The sequence below is a fragment of the Jatrophihabitans sp. sgz311053 genome, from assembly GCF_056135305.1.
This window is the reverse complement of record NZ_JBWAXP010000001.1, coordinates 103,097-121,004: the sequence shown is the minus strand read 5'-3', so window position 1 is coordinate 121,004 and position 17,908 is coordinate 103,097. Positions and strand designations below refer to the sequence as shown.

Genomic DNA, 17,908 nt, shown 5'->3' with positions numbered 1-17,908 from the left:
CGTACCCCTTGGCGCGTCCCCCTGGGGCGCTTGCCCCCGCCGCTGGCTGCCGAGTGGTCGATTGTGCGCCCGAGTGGTCACTGTCCAGGGACCACTGGGCACCGAAATCGACCACTCGGCGTAGGGAAGCGGGGGACAGGCGGGGAAGCGGGGGCGGGGCGGGGGAGCGGGGGCAGGAGGTCAGGCGGGGAGGGCGTAGCGGCCGTCCGGGAGCGGGTCGACCAGGCCGTCGGCGACGAGGGTGTCGAGGGCGCGCTCGCGCTGGACATCGTCGGGCCAGACCAGGTCCAGCGCCGGCTTGGGGACCGGCCCGTCCGACCCCCGCAGCACACCCATCAGCAGTCCGCGGACCTGGCGGTCGGTGCCGGCGAACTTCTGGGTCCTGGCGACCGGGCCGGTCCAGGCCGGCCGTCCCGCCGCTTGCCAGGCACAGTCCGACCGGATCGGGCACTCCTCGCAGCGCGGGCCTCGGGCGGTGCAGACGAGCGCCCCGAGTTCCATGAGCGCGACGCTGAAGCGCGAGGCTCGTTCCGGATCCGAGGGCAAGAGCACCTCCACGGCGGCGAGGTCACGCGTCGTCGAGGGGGGCCCGGCCTCGGCAGCTCCGGCCACGGCGCGGGCCACGACGCGCCGGACGTTGGTGTCCACGACCGGGTGGCGCTGCCGGAAGGCGAACGACGCCACCGCGCGAGCCGTGTACTCGCCGATGCCGGGGAGCGCGAGAAGGTCGTCGACCTTGTCCGGGACAACGCCGCCGTGCCGTTCGCTGATGGCAACTGCGCAGGCGTGCAGCCGGAGCGCCCGGCGGGGATAGCCGAGCCTGCCCCACATCCGCACCGCCTCGCCGGCGGAGTCGGCGGCCAGCGACGCGGGATCGGGCCAGCGGGACAGCCACGTCGCCCAGACCGGCAGCACCCGGATCACGGGGGTCTGTTGCAGCATCACCTCGCTCACCAGCACCGACCACGGCGTCGCCGCCGGATCCCGCCACGGCAGCTCCCGAGCGGTGGCGTCGTACCACTCGAGGAGTGTCTCGACGAGGTGCGGCGCGGTGGCGCGCGGGTCGGGGGAGCGCATGTCACCCGCGATCGTGCCATGACGCACCGACCCGCTGAGCGCGCACCGCGAGTCGCCGAGGCGTGCTCATGATGAGCCGATACCGTGGCGGGCGACATGTTCTCCCCGGTCGGAAATCAGCCGCCTTCGGTGTACTGGCGTCGGCGTGTCTTCGTGCTCGGTTCAGCCGTGCTGCTCGTGCTCCTGGTCGTCCTCACCCTGCGCGTGGTGACTGGTGGCGACGGCGGCAGCACCGAGGCCGCCGGGAACCCGACCTCGGGCTCGCCCAGCTCGTCGCCGCAGCCGACTTCGCCGCCGGCGTCGTCGTCCTCGACATCGCGCCCGTCGGGTTCGTCCTCGGGAGCTGCCTCCTCGGGTTCGACGTCGCGCAGCTCCGCGGTGCCGGTCGCGTGCCGCACCGCCAATCTCGCGGTGCAGAGCGTGGTGGGCCAGACGCGGTACAAGGTCGGCGCCAAGCCCGTCCTGGCGCTGCAGGTGACGAACTCCGGGTCGCTACCCTGCGTCCAGGACCTCGCCGACAAGCAGATCGTGCTCCGTGTCTACAACGGCGAGTCACGGGTCTGGGGCAGCCACGACTGCGAGGTCCAGCCCGGCACCGCCGATCGCACCCTGCTGCCGGGTCAGGCCGTTCGCGTGACGATCACGTGGTCCGGCCGCACCTCGCAGGAAGGCTGCAAGGGGGCCAGACAGCAGGTGGCGGCGGGGACGTACACCCTGTACTCGCAGCTCTCGGGCAAGAGCGGCAAGGCGGCTCAGTTCACCATCGGCTGACGGTTCAGCTGAACCGGTCGATGATGGAGACCTCGGCCAGCCGGGAGATGCCCTCGCGGACCGCTCGCGCCCGGATCTCGCCGATGCCCTCGACGACCTGCAGGTCCTCGACCGAGGCGGCGAGCAGCTTCTGCAGCCCGCCGAAGTGCTCGACGATGCGGGCCAGGGTGGGAGGGGGCATCCGCGGCACCCGGGACAGCAGCCGGTAACCGCGCGGGCTGACGGCACTGTCCTGGGCCTCCGGGGTGCTGGGCAGCCCCATCGCCCGGGCGACCTGGGTGAGGTCGAGCAGGTCGACGGCGGAGAGCTCGCTCAGCTCCTTCAGGACCGTGGCGGCGGTGCGGGACCGCCGTCCGGTGGGCAGGTAGTCGCGGGCGATGAGCTCGCGGTCAGCCTCGGCGCCGGCCATGAGCTCGTCCAGCTGCAGGGCGAGCAGCCGGCCGTCCGTGCCCAGCTCGACGACGTAACCGGTGATCTCGTCGGCGATGCGGCGGACCATCTCCAGGCGCTGGGAGACCACGGCGGCATCGCGGACGGTGACGAGGTCCTCGATCTCCAATGCCGACAGCGCCTGCGAGACCTCGTCCAACCGCGAGGTGTACCGCTCGAGGGTCGCGATGGCCTGGTTGGCGCGTGACAGGATCTCGCCGGTGCCCTCGAGTGCGTAGCGGCGGTCCCCCAGATAAAGGCTGATGATGCGCATCGACTGCGACACCGAGATCACCGGGTAGCCGGTCTGCAACGCGACTCGCTGCGCCGTCCGGTGCCGGGTGCCGGACTCCTCGGTCGGGATGGCGGGGTCGGGCATGAGGTGCGTGGCGGAGTAGACGATGCGGGAGCCGTCGCCAGTGAGGACGACCGCGCCGTCCATCTTGCAGAGCTCACGCAGCCGGGTGGAGGAGAACTCGACGTCCAGCGGGAAGCCGCCGGTGCAGAGCCGCTCGACGGTGTCGTCCCACCCGATGACGATCAGGGCGCCGGTATTGCCCCGCAGGATCCGCTCCAGGCCGTCCCGCAGCGGGGTTCCCGGCGCGACGGTGGCGAGAACGCCACGCAGGCCGTCCTCGAAGTCGCTCGTCGCCATGGACCCCCCTTGGTTGCTCGAACGACCGTAGCCGTCAGGTCAGTCTAAATTCGAGCGGGTTGCCGAACTCGTCGACCGGTGTCGCCCGCGGACCCGGGGTGCGGGACGAGCGCCGCTTGGCCGCTGGTGCGGCCGGCGCCGGCGTGACGGCATCCGACAGGCTCGGTACCGGACGGAGCCGGGCCTTGGGGGTGCCCGGCCGCCCACGCTGCGGCTGCGGTGCCTGCAGGGCCAGGAAGGCGTCGGCGAGCGACCCCACCTCGACCAGCCGCGACTTCGCCGCCCGGTTCACTCGCTCTCGGGTGCCGGGCGGCACCAGCATGCGTTCGTAGCCCAGCCGCTGCGCCTCGGCCAGCCGGTCGTTCAGCAGCGGCACCGACCGGATGTCACCGGAGAGCGTCACCTCGCCGACGGCGAGCATGTCCAGTGGCATGGCCTGGCCCGAGATCGCCGAGTACACCGCGAGGCAGACGGCCAGGTCGGTGGCGGGATCAGCGAGCCGCATGCCGCCGACGGTGGCGAGGAAGACGTCCTTGTCGAAGAGCTTGACGCGACCCACCCGCTCGGCGAGGGCGATGAGCATGGCGCAGCGGCCGGTCTCGAGGCCCGAGACGCCGCGTCGCGGGTTGGGGTTGTGGGTGGTCGCCACCAGCGCCTGGACCTCGGCCAGCAGCGCGCGATGCCCCTCCACGGTCACGGTGACGCAGCTGCCGGGGACAGGGGCTTCGCGCTGCGCGCGGAACAGACCGCTCGGGTCCGGGACCTCGGCCATGCCGGCGTCGGTCTGCTCGAAGGCGGCCACCTCGAGCGAGCCGAAGCGGTTCTTCACCGAGCGCAGGATGCGCAACGAGCTGTGCCGGTCGCCGTCCAGGCTCAACGTGGTGTCCACGATGTGCTCCAGCGCGCGTGGTCCGGCGACGCTGGAGTCCTTGGTGACCTGTCCGACGACGAGCATCGGCAGGCCCCGCGACTTCGCCACTCGGGTCAGCACCTGCGCGACCTCCATCACCTGCGTCACGCCCCCGGCGCGGCCGTCCACGTCGGCCGAGGCGATGGTCTGCACCGAGTCGACGACGGCGAGCGCGGCGTCCGGATGCGCCTCCAGATGCCCCAGCACGGCGCCCAGATCGGTGTCGTCGGCCAACAGCAGGTTGGGCGCGAGGGCGCCGATACGCCGTGCCCGCAACGCGATCTGCTCGGCGGACTCCTCCCCGGAGACGTAGAGCACCGGACGGCCGCTGCGCCGCGCCACGGCGTCGGCGACGGCGAGCAGCAGCGTGCTCTTGCCCGACCCCGGCGGTCCGCTGCAGAGACACAACTGGCCGGCCACGAGGCCACCGCCGAGGACGCGGTCGAACTCCCCGATCCCGGTGGCGAGCCGTTCGCGTGGACCGTCGGCGTCGATGTCGCCGACCGGACGGGCCGGGCGGGTGGGGGCGCTGGAGCGCGCACTGGCCCGGAGCCCGCTCTGCAGCGGCGCCGCGGCCTCTTCGGCCATCGTCGAGAACTCGCCGCACTTGGGGCAGCGGCCGTACCACTTGCCCGCTGTGGCACCGCAGGCCGAACAGCGGAAGAGAGTCGTCGCCTTGGCCATCAGCGGGCCGTCCGGCGATACGACAGGGCGCGAGCAGCGATCACGGCGGCGACGCTAGCCCCGACCACCGACAAGAACGGCCGGTGGCCTCCTCACCCGGTGATCGGGCGAGTCGTCACTCGCCGCCTTCGTCGCTGCTGCCGGAGATCGACGTGCGGGGCAGGTCAGCCAGCCCGACCGGGACAGGCACGGTGATGCTGCCGGCCTTGGCGAAGGTGAAGGTCAGGTTGATCGTGTTGCCGGGATAGAGCTTCTTGGTGAGCCCGGTCAGCAGGATGGCTCCGGCGGCGTCGGGGGTACCGGAGGAGAGACGACCCTGAGCCGGGATGGTCACCGACCGGACGCCGGTGGGGAGCGGGGTGGCGGTGGCGGAGGCCGAGGCGTTGCTCGAACCCTCCGCGCCGTCGTTGGAGGTCGAGTCGCTCGAGGCGGAGTCGCCAGACGGCGACTCGCTCGCGGAGTCCGAACCGGAGGCCGACGCCGACTCGGACGACTCGGAGGACTCGGGGGCGGACGACGAGGACGCTGCGGCCGCCGAGGGGGAGGCCGAGCCGTCGGAGGCCTGCTGGACGGTGTTGGCGTCCTTGTAGTCGCTGAAGTAGGCCCACCCACCGGCGGCCGACGAGGTGATCGAGGTGAGGGTGTCGTTGCTGTCGGAGCTGCTCGCCAGCACGATGTTCAGGACGGCGTCGCTGCCCTTGGCGTAGAAGGGGCGCAGGCTCGGCGGCGCGTCGACGAGGACGCCGCGCAGCGCCATCGTGCCGAGGGTGCGGTTGGTGCCGTCGATGCTGGACTGCTGGTCGGCGGTCTGGGCGATCTGACCCGCGGCGCAGCCGGCGGTGGCGAGCACCGCGGTGACCGCGAGGCCGGCCGTGCGCAGCAGGCGGCGGGACGGAACCCGGCGCGACGAGCTCGCGCCGTTGCCGCCACGGCGACGTCGGACGTCCGCCGTCACGTCGGTCTCGAGGGACTGTGCACTCACGTCGACTCCCAGCATCTGCACGCCTTGATCGGTTGCGCGCCGTCCGCCGTGGGCGCCGGTCGCAGGCCACCTGACAGCCTAGCGATCGTGCGGGGGTCGCCTCGCGGCGCCTCGTCCCGGGCGGCTCAGAACGGCGCCACATCGGTTGTCAAGCCCGTGTTTGCGGGCCTGCATGGCCACCGGCCCGGAAATTTCGTCGGGTCAGGTCGATGTGCTGCGTGTTACCCTGGAGGGAGCGAAAGGGGCCTTACCACATGACTTTCAAGGTCGGCGAGACCGTTGTCTACCCGCACCACGGAGCCGCTCTGATCGAGGCGATCGAAGAGCGACTTCTGCAAGGAGTCAAGAAAACCTACCTCCGCTTGAAGGTCGCCCAGGGCGATCTCACGGTGTTGGTTCCGGCCGAGAACGCCGAGGTCGTCGGCGTCCGCGACGTCGTCGGCCAGGAGGGGCTGGACAAGGTGTTCGAGGTGCTTCGCGCCCCGCACACCGAGGAGCCCACCAACTGGTCGCGCCGGTACAAGGCCAACGGCGAGAAGCTGGCCTCCGGCGACGTGAACAAGGTGGCCGAGGTCGTCCGCGATCTCTGGCGTCGGGACCGTGACCGCGGGCTCAGCGCTGGCGAGAAGCGCATGCTGGCCAAGGCGCGGCAGATCCTCACCAGCGAGCTCGCGCTCGCCGAGGGCACCAACGAGGACAAGGCCGAGGTCGTCCTCGACGAGGTCCTCGCCGAAGCGGTCGCGTAACACTCTCCACCCACCACATCCACGCTCGAGCATGGCGGCGCACGGTCGACTGACCGTCGCCGCCATTCTCGTTGCCGGGGGTTCCGGACAACGGCTCGGCGCCGACGTCCCCAAGGCGTTCGTGGCGGTCGGCGGGCAGACCCTGCTGGCGCACGCCACCGAGCGCTTCCTCGCGCACGAGGCGGTCGACGAGATCGTTGTCGTCGCGCCGGCCGATCGCGTCGCCAGCCTGCCGGGCAGCGTCGCCGGCGGTGCCACCCGGCAGGCCTCGGTCGCGGCCGGCCTCGCCGCGACGGGTGAGGTCGACATCGTCCTCGTCCACGACGTCGCCCGTCCCTTCGTCCCCGCGGAGGTCATCACCGCCGTCGTGGCTGCGATCTCGGACGGGGCCGACGCCGCGATCCCCGTCGTCGGTATCCATGACACGGTGCGCCGGATCGACACCGACGGATCGTTCGCCGGTCTGGTGGACCGCAGCAGCCTCGTCGCCGTACAGACCCCGCAGGCCTTCCGGCGCGACGTGCTCGTCCGGGCGCATGCCGACGGGGCGCACCTCGAGGTCACCGACGATGCGGCGCTGGTCGAGGCGCTGGGTCACAAGGTCGTCGCCGTGCCGGGTGCGGACGAGGCGTTCAAGATCACCCGGCCCTGGGACCTCGCCGTGGCCGAGGCGGTCGCGGGCAGGATTGCGCAGTCATGAGCGAATTCCGCACCGGGATCGGTGTCGACGTGCACCCGATCCAGCCCGGACGCCCCTGTTGGCTGGCGGGGCTGCAGTGGCCGGGCGTCGACGGCTGCGAGGGCCACTCCGACGGCGACGTCGCCGCGCACGCGGCTTGCGATGCGCTGCTGTCGGCGGCCGGGCTCGGTGACCTGGGCGCGGTCTTCGGCACCGGTGATCCCCGCTTCGCCGACGCCTCCGGTGCCACCCTGCTCACCGAGGTCGTGCGCCTGCTGAGCGCCGCGGGCTGGAGCATCGGCAACGTCGCCGTGCAGGTGGTCGGCAACGATCCCAAGGTGGGGCCGCGACGTGCCGAGGCCGAGGCCGCCCTCACCGCCGTGGTAGGCGCGCCGGTGTCGGTCTCGGCCACCACGACCGACGGCCTGGGACTCACCGGCCGGGGCGAGGGGCGGGCGGCGCTGGCGACCGCGTTGCTCAGCCGAGAGCGCGACTGAGGTCGTCCCACAGGTCGTCGACGTGCTCGATGCCGACGGAGAGGCGCAGCAGTCCCGCCGGTGTGCCGTAGGCGGCGTCGCCGGGGTGGCGGGCGCGGCGTTCGATGGTCGACTCGACGCCGCCGAGGCTGGTGGCGTGCGTGACGAGCCGCACCGAGGCGCAGACCCGCTCCGCGGCCTCGGCGTCGGCGAGCTCGAAGGAGACCACGGCACCGAAGGCGCGGTGGTCCCGTGCGGCGACCTCGTGGCCGGGATGACTCGGCAGGCCGGGATAGCGCACCCGCGATACCGCCGGATGGGCCGCCAGCCGCTCGGCCAGGGCGGCGGCATTGGCCCATGCCCGTTCCATGCGGATCGCCAACGTGCGCACGCCGCGGGTGGCGAGATAGGCCTCGAGGACGCCCGGTGTGCTGCCGGCCAGCGTGCGGCGGTCGTGCAGGGCGGTGAGCAGCTCGTCGTCGCGGGTGACGAGGACGCCCAGCAGCACGTCGGAGTGCCCGGCGAGGTACTTGGTGGCCGAGTGCATCACCACGTCGGCCCCCAGGTCGAGCGGGCGGACGGCCAGCGGCGTGCTGAAGGTGGCGTCCACCGCGAAACACGCCCCGGCGTCGTGGGCTATGCCGGCGAGCGCCGGCAGGTCGGCCACCGTCATCAGCGGGTTGGAGACGGTCTCGACCCAGACGAGTGCTGCGCCGACGGCGGCGTCGCGCACCGCGGCATGGTCGGTGACGTCCACCTGTCGCACGGTGAGCCGGCCGAGGTCGTGCTGGGACCGGTACAGCCCCACGTAACCGCCGTACCCCTCGCGTGGGACGACGACGGTTGCGCCGGCGGGAAGCCGATCGAGCAGGCAGTCCAGCGCCGCGATGCCGCTGGCGAAGGCGAGGGCGCGGCCGCCGTCCAGCTCGCCGACGACGGCCTCGAAGGCGGTCACCGAGGGCGAGACCGCGTGCCGGGCGTAGGGGTTGTCGGTGCCGTCGAAGCGGTAGGCCGACACCGGTGTGATCGGCTCGTTGAGCGGGGCCCCCGGCTCGTGCGGTCGGCCCACGGAGACGACGAGGGATTCGGTGCGCAGCTTCTCGTCCACGCCCTCACTCTGCCGCATCGGTCCTGGCCGCCGGTCAGCCCTGGACGGTGGGGAGCACCTCCAGCGACGCCGCGTTCACCTCGGCGGGGAGCCCGGCCGACCATGCGATCGCCTCGGCGATGGCCTCCGCCGGGATGGACGGCACTTCGGCGCGGAAGCGGTCGAGCGCGGCGCGGCTCTCGGCCGAGGCCATGTCATGACCCAGCTCGGACTCGGTGAGTCCCGGCTCCACTGCCCGGACCCGCACCCCCTGCGGCCCGAGCTCGGCGCGCAAGGTGCGGGCGAGATGGGACACCGCTGCCTTGCTGGCGGTGTAGACGGCGTAGGTCGGCATGACGAGGTGCGCGCCGACCGAGCTGACGAGGACGAGATCGGCCGGCCGTCCCGCCGCGGCGGCGGCGAGCAGTCCGTCGGTCGCCAGCCGGGCGGTGTCGAGCAGACCCAGGACGTTCACCTCCAGCATCCGGGACCACTCGTCGCGGGCGCCGGCGGTGAATGGCGCCGCCAGCATCGCGCCGGCATTCGCGACCACGAGGTCCGGGACGCCGAGCTCGGCGTGGATCCGGCCGAAGGCGGCCTCGAGGGCAGCGGGGTCGGCGACGTCTGCCGCGACGGCCAGGCCACCGGTCTCGTCGGCGACGGTGACGAGCCGGTCAGCCCGGCGGCCGAGGAGCGCGACCGTGGCTCCCCGGCGGGCCAGCAGGCGGGCGGTGGCGGCGCCGATGCCGGTCCCCGCCCCGGTGACGACGGCGATGCGGTCCTGCAGGGTGGGTTCGTCAGCTCTCATGCGACCCACCGTGGCGGGGCACGGGACCGGCGGCCAGACCGTGGTGAGAGGGGTCTCGCCACTACCTGTCGACGGCCGCTGCGGCGGGCTAGCGTGGTCCGGGTGGCGAGGGACCCGAACGGACTCGGCGAGTTCCTGCGCACCCGGCGCGAACGCGTCGACCCGGCGTCGCTCGGACTGCGCACCGTGGGTCCGCGGCGCACGCCGGGGTTGCGGCGCGAAGAGGTCGCCGGGCTGGCGGGGATCAGCGTAGAGTACCTGATCCGCCTCGAACGCGGGCGCGATCGCAACCCGTCTGCGGCGGTAATCCGGGCATTGGGCGACGTGCTCGGCCTCGACGACGCCGGCCGCGACCACCTCGCCGCGCTGGCCGACGTCCGAGCCGACGTCTGCTTCGACGACTCGGCACCCGCGCCCGAGGTGGTGGACCTCATCGCCGCGTGGCCGCAGCCTGCGATCGTCATGAACCGCTTCATGGACCTGCTAGCGGTGAACGAGGCCGGGCTGCCGCTGCACGACAGCCTCGACCTGGCGCCCGGCAGCAACATGCTGCGGACGATCTTCCTGGACCCTCGGACGCCGGGGCGCTACCCGGACTACGAGGACCTCGCCGCCGAGACCGTGGCGAACCTGCGCAGCCTGGCCGGCGCCGATCCCGCCCACCCCCGCTTCGCCGAGCTCGTCGGCGAACTGTCGCTGGGCAGCCGCCTCTTCGCCGAGCTCTGGGCGCGGGGCGATGTCGCGGCCAAGACGAGTGGCACGAAACGGATCGACCTGCCGCCGGGACGGGCGACGCTGCGGTGGGACACGCTCTCCGTCGCGGCGGCGCCGGGCCAGCTCGTGGTCGTGTACAGCGCAGTCGAGGGCACCGGAACCGCGGAGGTGCTGGCACAGTTGGCGCGGGCGCCCACGCGGCGCCGGGCGTGAGCGGTCGCGCGATCCGTACGATGTGCGGGTGAGTCTGCACCTCTACGACACCGCGCGCAGGTCGACGCGGCTCTTCGAGCCGCTCGAGCCCGGCAAGGCGTCGATCTACCTCTGTGGACTCACCGTCCAGGGACCGCCGCACATCGGCCACGTCCGCAACTGGATCAACATGGACATCCTGCGGCGCTGGCTGACGCACAGCGGTCACGAGGTCAGCTTCGTCCGCAACGTCACCGACATCGACGACAAGATCATCACCAAGGCCGCCGGCGCGGACGAGCCGTGGTGGGCGCTGGCCTTCCGCAACGAGCGCGAACTCGTCTACGCCGAGGAGGCGCTGGGCTGCTTGTCGCCGTCCTACGAGCCGCGGGCGACCGGGCACGTCCCCGAGATGATCGTCCTCATGCAGCGGCTGATCGACGGTGGTCACGCCTACGTGGCCGACGGGGACGTCTACTTCGACGTCCGCTCCTACCCGGAGTACGGGTCGCTGAGCGGGCAGAAGGTCGACGAGATGCAGGCGGCCGGCGACTCCGTCGGCGATGCCCGCAAGCGCGACCCCCGCGACTTCGCACTCTGGAAGTCGGCCAAGCCCGGTGAGCCGTCCTGGCCGACGCCGTGGGGGGACGGGCGCCCCGGCTGGCACCTGGAGTGCTCGGCCATGGCCACGAAGTACCTCGGCCCCGCCTTCGACATCCACGGCGGCGGCCTGGACCTCGTCTTCCCGCACCACGAGAACGAGATCGCGCAGTCCAAGGCGGCCGGTGACGGCTTCGCGCAGTACTGGCTGCACAACGGGCTCGTCACGATGGCGGGCGAGAAGATGAGCAAGTCGCTGGGCAACACGCTGCAGGTCCGCGAGATCGTCAAGGAGCGTCGGGCGGTCGAGCTGCGCTATTACCTCGGCGCTGCGCATTATCGATCGACCATCGAGTTCAGTGACTCGTCGTTGGACGAGGCGGCGGCGGCCTACCGGCGCATCGAGGGTTTCGTCGAGCGGGCCGGCGAGGTCTGCGGCGAGGTGGTCGCAGGCGAGGTGCCGGCGGCGTTCGCGGCCGCACTGGACGACGACCTCGGCGTCCCGGCGGCCCTCGCCGTGCTGCACGAGGCGGTCCGGGACGGCAACCGCTCCGACGATCGCGAGGTGGTGCGGCAGCGGCTGGCCGAGGTGCTGGCCATGACCGAGGTGCTCGGCCTCTCGCCCCGGCAGTGGACCGACGAGTCGAGCGGCGACCTCTCCGGCACCGTCGACGCGCTCGTCCGGTTGACGCTCGAACAGCGGCAGGCCGCTCGGGCACGCAAGGACTTCCAGGCCGCGGACGCCATCCGCGACCAACTCAAGGATGCGGGCATCGCCATCGAGGACACCCCCGACGGCCCCCGCTGGACGGTGGGCTGATGGCCGGCAATTCCGAACGACGAGGCGCGATCCGCAAGCAGAAAAAGGGGGCGCAGGTCGGCTCCGGCGGGCAGCGCCGCCGCGGGCTCGAGGGCAAGGGCCCAACCCCGCGTGCCGAGGAGCGCAAGGGTCACCCCGCGGCGCGGCGGGCGGCTCGCGACGCCCGCGAGAGCGCCGGGACCAAGCGCAAGCCGAAGCAGGACGCCGTCGGCTCCGATCTGCTGGTGGGGCGCAATCCGGTGGCCGAGGCGCTGCGGGCGCGTATCCCGGCGACCGCCCTCTACCTGGCGCAGAACATCGAGGCCGACGAGCGGGTGACCGAGGCGGTGCGACTGGCCAGCGACCGCAACCTGGCGCTGCTCGAAGTCAGCCGGGCCGAGCTGGACCGCCGCACCGGCGGGATCCTGCACCAGGGCATCGCGCTGCAGGTGCCGCCGTTCACATACCACGATCTGACCGATCTGCTCAACGAGGCGGCCGAGGCCGGGGTCCCGCCGCTGCTCGTCGCGCTGGACGGCGTCACCGATCCGCGCAACCTCGGCGCCGTCATCCGCTCGGCCGTCGCCTTCGGCGCGCACGGCGTCGTCATCCCCGAGCGGCGGTCGGCGTCGGTGACCCCGACGGCGTGGCGGACCTCGGCCGGCACCGCGGCGCGGCTGCCGATCGCGCAGGTCACCAACATCGTGCGGGCGCTGAAGCAGTGCAAGGAGGCCGGGCTCTTCGTCGTCGGGCTCGACGCCGACGGCACGACCACGCTGGACGACCTCGAGCTCGCCACCGAGCCGGTCGTCGTGGTGGTCGGCTCCGAGGGACGGGGCCTGTCCCGGCTGGTCGCCGAGACCTGCGACCTCACGGTGTCGATCCCGATGTCCGCGGCCGCGGAGTCGCTGAACGCCTCGGTCGCCGCCGCAGTGACGCTCGCCGAGATCGCCCGGCGGCGCCGTCAGGCGTGACGGTCAGGCCGAGCGCTTCTTCGTGGCCTTGCCCTTGTCGACGTAGGTGCGGGTCGGGACGAAGAAGTCGACCGGCGCCGGCTCGTTGCGCAGCGTCGCGACCTGGGTGCGGACCGCGGCCATGATCTCGTCCGTGATGGCCCGCAGGTTCTCCGCCGTCGGCTCCGCGCCGCGCCAGTGGCTGAGGTCCAGGGGCTCGCCGATCGAGGCCTCGGCGGTGCGGCGCTTGAGGCTCAGCCCGAGCTTCTGCAGGCCGCGGTTGCCGACCTTCTGCGCGCCCCACTGGCCGACGGGGACGACCGGGATGTCCGGGGCGAGCAGCACCAGCCGGGCGATGCCGGTCTTGCCCTGCATCGGCCAGACGGCCGGGTCCTTCGTGGTGGTGCCCTCGGGGTAGATGACGATGGCCTCGTGCCGCTCGAGGGCGGCGACGGCGTCGCGGAGCGAGTCGGCGGCGTCGCGGGTGCCCCGGTAGACCGGGATCTGTCCGGCGCCGCTCATGATCTTGCCGATCACCGGGTAGTCGAAGACCCCGGACTTAATCATGAAGCGGGGCACGCGACCGCTTTGCCAGACCAGGCGTGCCATCAGCACCGTGTCGACCACGGAGATGTGGTTCATGGCGATGAGCACGCCGGTCTGCTTCGGCGACGGCATGCGATCCAGATGGCGCCAGCGGATCTTGAAGAGCAGCCCGTCCAACGGATAGAGGATGACGACGCAGAGTCGGATCCAGAACCCGGCCTTGGGCTTGTGCAGACGGCTCACTCGGTCTCCCGGACGAAGTTACGCAACCGTAGGTAGTGTGCCGGGTGCCGCGGGGAGGCGTGCAACCAGGCTCAGCTTCGGTCGCTCGTGTCGGGCGGCGAGGTGAGCAGGAACCCCAGCGCCTCGACGTCGTCGGGCTGCAGCGAGTCGCCGAGCTGTTCGACGACGTCGGCGTAGGCGGCCAGCACCGCGACCCGATCCACCGCGGTATCGGTGGCCGCGGCCCGCTCCACCCGGTCGAGCTCGGCCCCCAGCGGCAGCGCGACGCCGGCGGCGACGAGCCGGCCGTCGCGCCACGCCTCGGTCGCCACGATGCGCCGTGCGGCGGCGGTGGCCTGTGCCAGTACCGCGGCCGGGCGCCCCGGCGGCAGGGCGGTGGTCGGCTGCCAGCAGCTCGCCGCCGCGATGGCCCGGCGCTCCCGCGGTCCCAGGTAGAGCGGGTCGGCGGCGGCGTGCCGCGACCCGAGCACCGCGACGACCACCAGCAGGACGGTCACGATCCCGGCCACCGCCGCGAGGGCGCCGTGTCCGGTGAGCAGGCCGATGACCGCCGCGGCCAGCGCCGGTCCGGCGAGGACGGCCGCCGGCATGGCGAGGCGGAGCCAGCGCTGCCGGTCGAAGTCCCTGCCGGTGGCGGTGAGGCCATGGCGCTGCCGCTGCTCGACGATGGCCGCGACCTCGGCGGGCAGGGCGCGCAGCGGGACGAGCGAGGTCACCGGAGCAGGCTCGGCAGGGACCGGGTCGTCGACCGCGGCCAGGACGCGGGCGCGGGCTTGTCGCAGCAGGTCGGCGGGCTGCTGCGGTCGGGCCGACGCCGAGGTGGAGAACGCCATGACCCGCATCATCACCGCGTCCGATGTGACTCCGCTCGGTATCGGTCGGGCGGTAGCCTTGGCCCCCTGCCGCCTTAGCTCAGCTGGCCAGAGCAACCGCCTTGTAAGCGGTTGGTCGCGGGTTCGAATCCCGCAGGCGGCTCCAGAATTCTGTGTGCTTTCGGTTGATGGTTGACGGTGTTTCGGTTCATCTTCGACTTCTGCGTGAGGACCCAGGCGATGGCGCGCGAGTCGAGCCAGAACGTCTGCCGCGGCCCGGCTGCGCCCGACATAGCTACGGGGCTCCGGGGCCAGATCCTCGCCGACGACGACAACGTGTGCACCGGCCGCTTCCGTGCCCCTCGCAGCCGGTCACGAGGTGAACGCAGCCCCCGTGTTTGCCCGCACGAGATCCTCCGACACGCCGGGGGCGCGGGCGACGAGTCTGAGCCCGCTCGACCTGACCTCGAACACGGCGAGGTCAGTGATGATCTTGTCGACCACGCCGACGCCAGTCAGCGGCAGGGTGCAGCGATCGACGACCTTCGGCGAGCCGTCTTTGGCCACGTGGTCGGTGATGACGATGATGCGTCGAGTGCCGGCGACGAGATCCATCGCTCCGCCCATGCCCTTGACGAGCGCACCGGGCACGGTCCAGTTCGCGAGGTCGCCATTGGCCGCGACCTGGAGGGCGCCCAGGATCGCGAGGTCGACGTGGCCGCCGCGGATCATGGCGAAGCTGCTCGCGGAGTCGAAGGTGCTGGCGCCAGGGACGAGGGTGACGGTCTGCTTCCCGGCATTGATCAGATCGGCGTCCTCTTCACCCTCGTAAGGGAACGGGCCCATGCCGAGCAGTCCGTTCTCGCTCTGCAGGGTGACGCGCATGCCGTCGGGGACGTGGTTCGCAACGAGCGTCGGGATGCCGATACCGAGGTTGACGTAGTCGCCGTCCCGCAGTTCGCCGGCAGCGAGAGCGGCCATCTCATCGCGAGACCAACGGGTCTGCGCGGTTGCGGTCGTCGTCATCAGTGGGCTCCGGAGGTGGTGAGGGGTCGAGGGCGGACGGTGCGTTGTTCGATGGCCGCGGTACGAGGCGAAGCGACGGTCAGGTGCTGTACGAAGATGCCGGGCGTCATGACGGAGTCCGGCTCGAGATGGGAGTCGAGGAGGGTCTCGACCTCGGCGAAACACATGCGTGCGCATGTGGCGACGACGGGGTTGAAGTTGCGCGCCGAGAGCCGGTAGGCGAGGTTCCCCGCCTGATCGCCCCGGTGGGCGTGGACGAGACCGATGTCTGCGATGATGGCTCGTTCGAGGACATAGTGGCGCCCGTCGAACTCGGCCGTCGGCTTCCCGTCGGCGACCACGGTGCCGTAACCCGTGGCGGTGTAGAAGGCCGGGATCCCGGCGCCGCCGGCGCGCATACGCTCGGCGAGCGTTCCCTGCGGTACGAACTCGACGTCGAGGTCGCCGTCGAGATACTGGCGGGCGAAAAGCTTGTTCTCGCCGACGTAGGACGAGATGGCGCGGCGCACCTGCCCGTTCTCCAGCAGCAGACCGAGGCCGGCGCCGTCGATCCCCATGTTGTTGGAGACGATCGTCAGGTCCGAGGCGCCCGAGTCCCGGACCGCCTCGATCAGGTCGTGCGGTATCCCGCACAGCCCGAAGCCGCCGACGGCGATGGTCATGCCGTCGCGCAGGTGGCCGGCGAGCGCTTGCCGGGCGTCGGAGTGAAGAGTCGTCATGCGGTTCCTCCAGGGTCGGCGGCGCCGAGCCGCGACAGCAGTTGTCTGGCGAGGGCAATGACCGGCTCGTCGACCATCTGCCCGTCAAGTGCGAAGGCTGAGCCGCCGTGCTGCTCGGCCGCGACGATGATCCCGGCGGCGCGGGACACCTCGGCGTCGGACGGGGTGAACGCCGCCCTGACCGCACGGGCCTGATCGGGGTGGATGCATGCCTTGGCGTGGAAGCCCATCTCGAACGCCGAACGCGCTTCGACCCGAAGAGCGTCGTCGGCGCGCAAGGCGAGCACGGGCGCATCGAGCGCGGCCACGCAAGCAGCGCGAGCGGCGAAGCGTAACCGGGCGCGCGCGTACCGGGAGGTGTCGGTGAGGGTGTGGTCCATCGAGTGCGACTGGGCGCCACCGAGGTCGGCGGCGAGGTCGTCACCGCCCCACATCACGGCAACGCAGCGAGCAGCCGAGGCGATCTCGGTGACCTTGTCGATCGACTCGGCTGTCTCGCACAGGGCGATGAGGTGCGCGTCGGGAAGGTCGCGGGCGACGCGAGCCAGATCGTCAGCGCGCCGCAACTTCGGCACCATCACGTACCTGATATGGGCTGCACGCACGGCCGCGACATCGCCGGCGTACCACGTGGTTTCTGCGGCATTGACCCGGACGATCAGCCGGGCAGGATCCACGTGATCACGCACAGTGGCCAACAGTGCCGTCGCCCGCGCCTTCTGCTCGTCGCCCACCGCGTTCTCGAGGTCGACGACGACGGCGTCCGCCCGTGCGGCGGCTTTGGCCCAGCGGTCCGGTCGATCGCCGGGGACGAAGAGCCAGGCCGGGCCGGGCGGCAGCGGTGTCACGGTCGCGGACGACGCTTGGGGAAAGGCATGCCGCCGACGTTCGCCGTCGCCCCGCCGTCCACCGGGATGATCGCCCCGGAGAGGTAGGTCGAGTCTTCGCCGCACAGGAACGCGATCACGGACGCGACCTCGTCACGAGTGGCCATTCGTTGTTGCGGCAACTCGACGCGGGAGTCGGCCGAGAACTGCTCGCGGACGCCCTCCATCATCGCGGTCTCCGTCGAGCCGGGACACACGCAGTTGACCCTGATGCCGTACCGCGCGTAGTCGACTGCCCACGACCGCGTCAGCGCGATGATGGCGCCTTTCGATGCGGTGTACGCATCGGCCCAGGTCATCGCGCCGATTCCTGCGACACTGCCGAGAGTGACGATGGCGCCGGCGTCCCGCAGGTGGGGGTAGAAGGCGCGGACCGTGAGCATCGTGCCGGTCAGGTTGATCGACAGCGTTCGGTTCCAGGCATCCAGGTCGAGGCGCTGGGCCGGACCGTCGTGGGGGCGGAGGTTCACCCCGGCTGCGGCGACGATCGCGTTGCAGCGGCCGATCTGCTCGGCGAGGACGAGCAGGGCCGCCTCGTCGGTGACGTCGATCTGATGGTGTCGGGCGCCCTCCGGTCCGGCGGGGGAGACGTCGAGGGTGTGAACTTCCCACCCCTGACTCAGGAGATGGGTGGCGCTGCGCTCTCCGATGCCGGCCCCACCGCCGGTGACTACGGCAACCTTCGCTTCAGGCACCGGCGCGCTCGCGGTCCAGCTCGAAAAGCGGCAGGACGGTGTCGGTGCCCTCGACGGCCTGGAAGATGACGCGGACCCGGTCACCGCACTGCACGTCGGAGGCGCCGTCACCCACGATGTTCGACATGAGCTGCACGCCTTCGTCCAGGCGGATGATCGCCACCACGTAGGGGACGAGGTCCTCGAATCCGCTCGGCGGTCCAGCCTGCTGCTCGGCGTAGGTGTAGACCTCGCCGCGGCCGGTGGAGTCTCGCCACGTGAGGTTCTCGGAGAGGCACTGGGGGCATAGCCGCTTGGGGAACATGATCGCGCTGTTGCAGTCTTGGCAGAACTGGAACGCGAGACGATGGTCGCGGGCAGCGTCCCAGAACGGTGCACTCCAGGACGAGGGGATCGGGATCGGACGGGTGCTGGTCAT

General features: G+C 71.9%; 20 protein-coding genes and 1 tRNA gene. 8 read left to right on the top strand and 13 right to left on the bottom strand.

Annotation, left to right across the window (positions count from 1 at the left end; all coding sequences use genetic code 11):
• Positions 1-180 precede the first annotated feature (180 nt).
• Complete coding sequence (locus tag AC0NZQ_RS00265; protein WP_474527600.1) at positions 181-1,077, bottom strand: HhH-GPD family protein; 897 nt, start codon at positions 1,075-1,077, stop codon at positions 181-183.
• A gap of 96 nt (positions 1,078-1,173) precedes the next feature.
• Here AC0NZQ_RS00265 and AC0NZQ_RS00260 point away from each other — a divergent pair, with 96 nt between their 5' ends.
• A complete protein-coding gene (locus AC0NZQ_RS00260) occupies positions 1,174-1,848 on the top strand; it encodes a hypothetical protein (RefSeq protein WP_474527599.1) in 675 nt (224 codons plus the stop codon).
• A 4-nt stretch (positions 1,849-1,852) separates the two neighbouring features.
• Here the strand turns inward: AC0NZQ_RS00260 and disA are convergent, their stop codons facing one another.
• The 3 genes from disA to AC0NZQ_RS00245 all read right to left on the bottom strand — a co-directional run bounded on the left by disA (position 1,853) and on the right by AC0NZQ_RS00245 (position 5,508).
• The gene (gene disA / locus AC0NZQ_RS00255; protein WP_474527598.1) at positions 1,853-2,932 is read right to left on the bottom strand and encodes a DNA integrity scanning diadenylate cyclase DisA; all 1,080 of its coding nucleotides are present in this window, start codon (positions 2,930-2,932) and stop codon (positions 1,853-1,855) included.
• Positions 2,933-2,966: 34 nt separating this feature from the next.
• The gene (radA, locus tag AC0NZQ_RS00250; RefSeq protein ID WP_474527597.1) at positions 2,967-4,526 is read right to left on the bottom strand and encodes a DNA repair protein RadA; all 1,560 of its coding nucleotides are present in this window, start codon (positions 4,524-4,526) and stop codon (positions 2,967-2,969) included.
• 115 nt (positions 4,527-4,641) lie between these two features.
• Complete coding sequence (locus tag AC0NZQ_RS00245) at positions 4,642-5,508, bottom strand: copper chaperone PCu(A)C domain-containing protein (RefSeq protein ID WP_474527596.1); 867 nt, start codon at positions 5,506-5,508, stop codon at positions 4,642-4,644.
• Between the two features lie 254 nt (positions 5,509-5,762).
• On the opposite strand from AC0NZQ_RS00245, the gene AC0NZQ_RS00240 reads away from it, so the two are divergent.
• From AC0NZQ_RS00240 to ispF, 3 genes are read left to right on the top strand one after another with little or no spacing between them, the layout of a single operon-like run.
• Positions 5,763-6,254 carry a CarD family transcriptional regulator gene (locus tag AC0NZQ_RS00240; RefSeq protein WP_460604623.1) on the top strand — a complete coding sequence of 164 codons (492 nt, stop codon included), beginning with the start codon at positions 5,763-5,765 and terminating at the stop codon, positions 6,252-6,254.
• Between the two features lie 31 nt (positions 6,255-6,285).
• Positions 6,286-6,954, top strand: coding sequence for a 2-C-methyl-D-erythritol 4-phosphate cytidylyltransferase (gene ispD, locus AC0NZQ_RS00235; RefSeq protein ID WP_474527595.1), 669 nt, complete (start codon positions 6,286-6,288; stop codon positions 6,952-6,954).
• Entirely contained in the window at positions 6,951-7,430 is a 480-nt protein-coding gene (gene ispF / locus AC0NZQ_RS00230; RefSeq protein WP_474527594.1) for a 2-C-methyl-D-erythritol 2,4-cyclodiphosphate synthase, read from the top strand. Before ispD ends, ispF begins: the two co-directional genes overlap by 4 nt.
• Here the strand turns inward: ispF and AC0NZQ_RS00225 are convergent.
• The gene (locus AC0NZQ_RS00225) at positions 7,411-8,517 is read right to left on the bottom strand and encodes a trans-sulfuration enzyme family protein (protein ID WP_474527593.1); all 1,107 of its coding nucleotides are present in this window, start codon (positions 8,515-8,517) and stop codon (positions 7,411-7,413) included. The genes ispF and AC0NZQ_RS00225 overlap by 20 nt on opposite strands.
• A gap of 34 nt (positions 8,518-8,551) precedes the next feature.
• A complete protein-coding gene (locus AC0NZQ_RS00220) occupies positions 8,552-9,304 on the bottom strand; it encodes an SDR family oxidoreductase (RefSeq protein WP_474527592.1) in 753 nt (250 codons plus the stop codon).
• Between the two features lie 102 nt (positions 9,305-9,406).
• Between AC0NZQ_RS00220 and AC0NZQ_RS00215 the strand changes: the two genes are divergently transcribed.
• The 3 genes from AC0NZQ_RS00215 to rlmB are packed head-to-tail and all read left to right on the top strand — an operon-like array spanning position 9,407 to position 12,583.
• On the top strand, positions 9,407-10,231 hold the full coding sequence (locus tag AC0NZQ_RS00215; RefSeq protein WP_474527591.1) for a helix-turn-helix domain-containing protein: 825 nt from the start codon (positions 9,407-9,409) through the stop codon (positions 10,229-10,231).
• 28 nt (positions 10,232-10,259) lie between these two features.
• The gene (cysS, locus tag AC0NZQ_RS00210; protein ID WP_474527590.1) at positions 10,260-11,630 is read left to right on the top strand and encodes a cysteine--tRNA ligase; all 1,371 of its coding nucleotides are present in this window, start codon (positions 10,260-10,262) and stop codon (positions 11,628-11,630) included.
• Complete coding sequence (gene rlmB / locus AC0NZQ_RS00205) at positions 11,630-12,583, top strand: 23S rRNA (guanosine(2251)-2'-O)-methyltransferase RlmB (RefSeq protein ID WP_474527589.1); 954 nt, start codon at positions 11,630-11,632, stop codon at positions 12,581-12,583. The genes cysS and rlmB overlap by 1 nt, the downstream gene beginning before the upstream one ends.
• Positions 12,584-12,586: 3 nt before the next feature.
• Here the strand turns inward: rlmB and AC0NZQ_RS00200 are convergent, their stop codons facing one another.
• Both AC0NZQ_RS00200 and AC0NZQ_RS00195 read right to left on the bottom strand, forming a co-directional pair.
• Complete coding sequence (locus tag AC0NZQ_RS00200; RefSeq protein ID WP_474527588.1) at positions 12,587-13,351, bottom strand: lysophospholipid acyltransferase family protein; 765 nt, start codon at positions 13,349-13,351, stop codon at positions 12,587-12,589.
• A 71-nt stretch (positions 13,352-13,422) separates the two neighbouring features.
• Positions 13,423-14,184, bottom strand: a complete 762-nt coding sequence (locus AC0NZQ_RS00195) for a hypothetical protein (RefSeq protein ID WP_474527587.1) — start codon at positions 14,182-14,184, stop codon at positions 13,423-13,425.
• Positions 14,185-14,252: 68 nt separating this feature from the next.
• Between AC0NZQ_RS00195 and AC0NZQ_RS00190 the strand changes: the two genes are divergently transcribed.
• Positions 14,253-14,329: transfer RNA gene (locus tag AC0NZQ_RS00190), tRNA-Thr, on the top strand.
• Between the two features lie 206 nt (positions 14,330-14,535).
• On the opposite strand, the gene AC0NZQ_RS00185 is transcribed toward AC0NZQ_RS00190, so the two are convergent.
• The 5 genes from AC0NZQ_RS00185 to AC0NZQ_RS00165 are packed head-to-tail and all read right to left on the bottom strand — an operon-like array spanning position 14,536 to position 17,908.
• Positions 14,536-15,189, bottom strand: a complete 654-nt coding sequence (locus AC0NZQ_RS00185) for a CoA transferase subunit B (protein ID WP_474527586.1) — start codon at positions 15,187-15,189, stop codon at positions 14,536-14,538.
• Positions 15,189-15,908, bottom strand: a complete 720-nt coding sequence (locus AC0NZQ_RS00180; protein WP_474527585.1) for a CoA transferase subunit A — start codon at positions 15,906-15,908, stop codon at positions 15,189-15,191. The genes AC0NZQ_RS00185 and AC0NZQ_RS00180 overlap by 1 nt, the downstream gene beginning before the upstream one ends.
• Complete coding sequence (locus tag AC0NZQ_RS00175; RefSeq protein ID WP_474527584.1) at positions 15,905-16,756, bottom strand: HpcH/HpaI aldolase/citrate lyase family protein; 852 nt, start codon at positions 16,754-16,756, stop codon at positions 15,905-15,907. The genes AC0NZQ_RS00180 and AC0NZQ_RS00175 overlap by 4 nt, the downstream gene beginning before the upstream one ends.
• Positions 16,753-17,490, bottom strand: coding sequence for an SDR family NAD(P)-dependent oxidoreductase (locus AC0NZQ_RS00170; RefSeq protein WP_474527583.1), 738 nt, complete (start codon positions 17,488-17,490; stop codon positions 16,753-16,755). Before AC0NZQ_RS00170 ends, AC0NZQ_RS00175 begins: the two co-directional genes overlap by 4 nt.
• Entirely contained in the window at positions 17,483-17,908 is a 426-nt protein-coding gene (locus AC0NZQ_RS00165) for a Zn-ribbon domain-containing OB-fold protein (protein ID WP_474527582.1), read from the bottom strand. Before AC0NZQ_RS00165 ends, AC0NZQ_RS00170 begins: the two co-directional genes overlap by 8 nt.

What these genes read in the sequence shown, in the direction of transcription:
- AC0NZQ_RS00265 (WP_474527600.1), bottom strand. Translation starts at nt 1,077, where the DNA reads ATGCGCTCCCCCGACCCGCGCGCCACCGCGCCGCACCTCGTCGAGACA.
- AC0NZQ_RS00220 (WP_474527592.1), bottom strand. Translation starts at nt 9,304, where the DNA reads ATGAGAGCTGACGAACCCACCCTGCAGGACCGCATCGCCGTCGTCACC.
- AC0NZQ_RS00185 (WP_474527586.1), bottom strand. Translation starts at nt 15,189, where the DNA reads ATGACGACGACCGCAACCGCGCAGACCCGTTGGTCTCGCGATGAGATG.
- disA (WP_474527598.1), bottom strand. Translation starts at nt 2,932, where the DNA reads ATGGCGACGAGCGACTTCGAGGACGGCCTGCGTGGCGTTCTCGCCACC.
- ispF (WP_474527594.1), top strand. Translation starts at nt 6,951, where the DNA reads ATGAGCGAATTCCGCACCGGGATCGGTGTCGACGTGCACCCGATCCAG.
- AC0NZQ_RS00195 (WP_474527587.1), bottom strand. Translation starts at nt 14,184, where the DNA reads ATGGCGTTCTCCACCTCGGCGTCGGCCCGACCGCAGCAGCCCGCCGAC.
- AC0NZQ_RS00165 (WP_474527582.1), bottom strand. Translation starts at nt 17,908, where the DNA reads ATGACCAGCACCCGTCCGATCCCGATCCCCTCGTCCTGGAGTGCACCG.
- radA (WP_474527597.1), bottom strand. Translation starts at nt 4,526, where the DNA reads ATGGCCAAGGCGACGACTCTCTTCCGCTGTTCGGCCTGCGGTGCCACA.
- rlmB (WP_474527589.1), top strand. Translation starts at nt 11,630, where the DNA reads ATGGCCGGCAATTCCGAACGACGAGGCGCGATCCGCAAGCAGAAAAAG.
- AC0NZQ_RS00240 (WP_460604623.1), top strand. Translation starts at nt 5,763, where the DNA reads ATGACTTTCAAGGTCGGCGAGACCGTTGTCTACCCGCACCACGGAGCC.
- ispD (WP_474527595.1), top strand. Translation starts at nt 6,286, where the DNA reads ATGGCGGCGCACGGTCGACTGACCGTCGCCGCCATTCTCGTTGCCGGG.
- AC0NZQ_RS00260 (WP_474527599.1), top strand. Translation starts at nt 1,174, where the DNA reads ATGTTCTCCCCGGTCGGAAATCAGCCGCCTTCGGTGTACTGGCGTCGG.
- AC0NZQ_RS00180 (WP_474527585.1), bottom strand. Translation starts at nt 15,908, where the DNA reads ATGACGACTCTTCACTCCGACGCCCGGCAAGCGCTCGCCGGCCACCTG.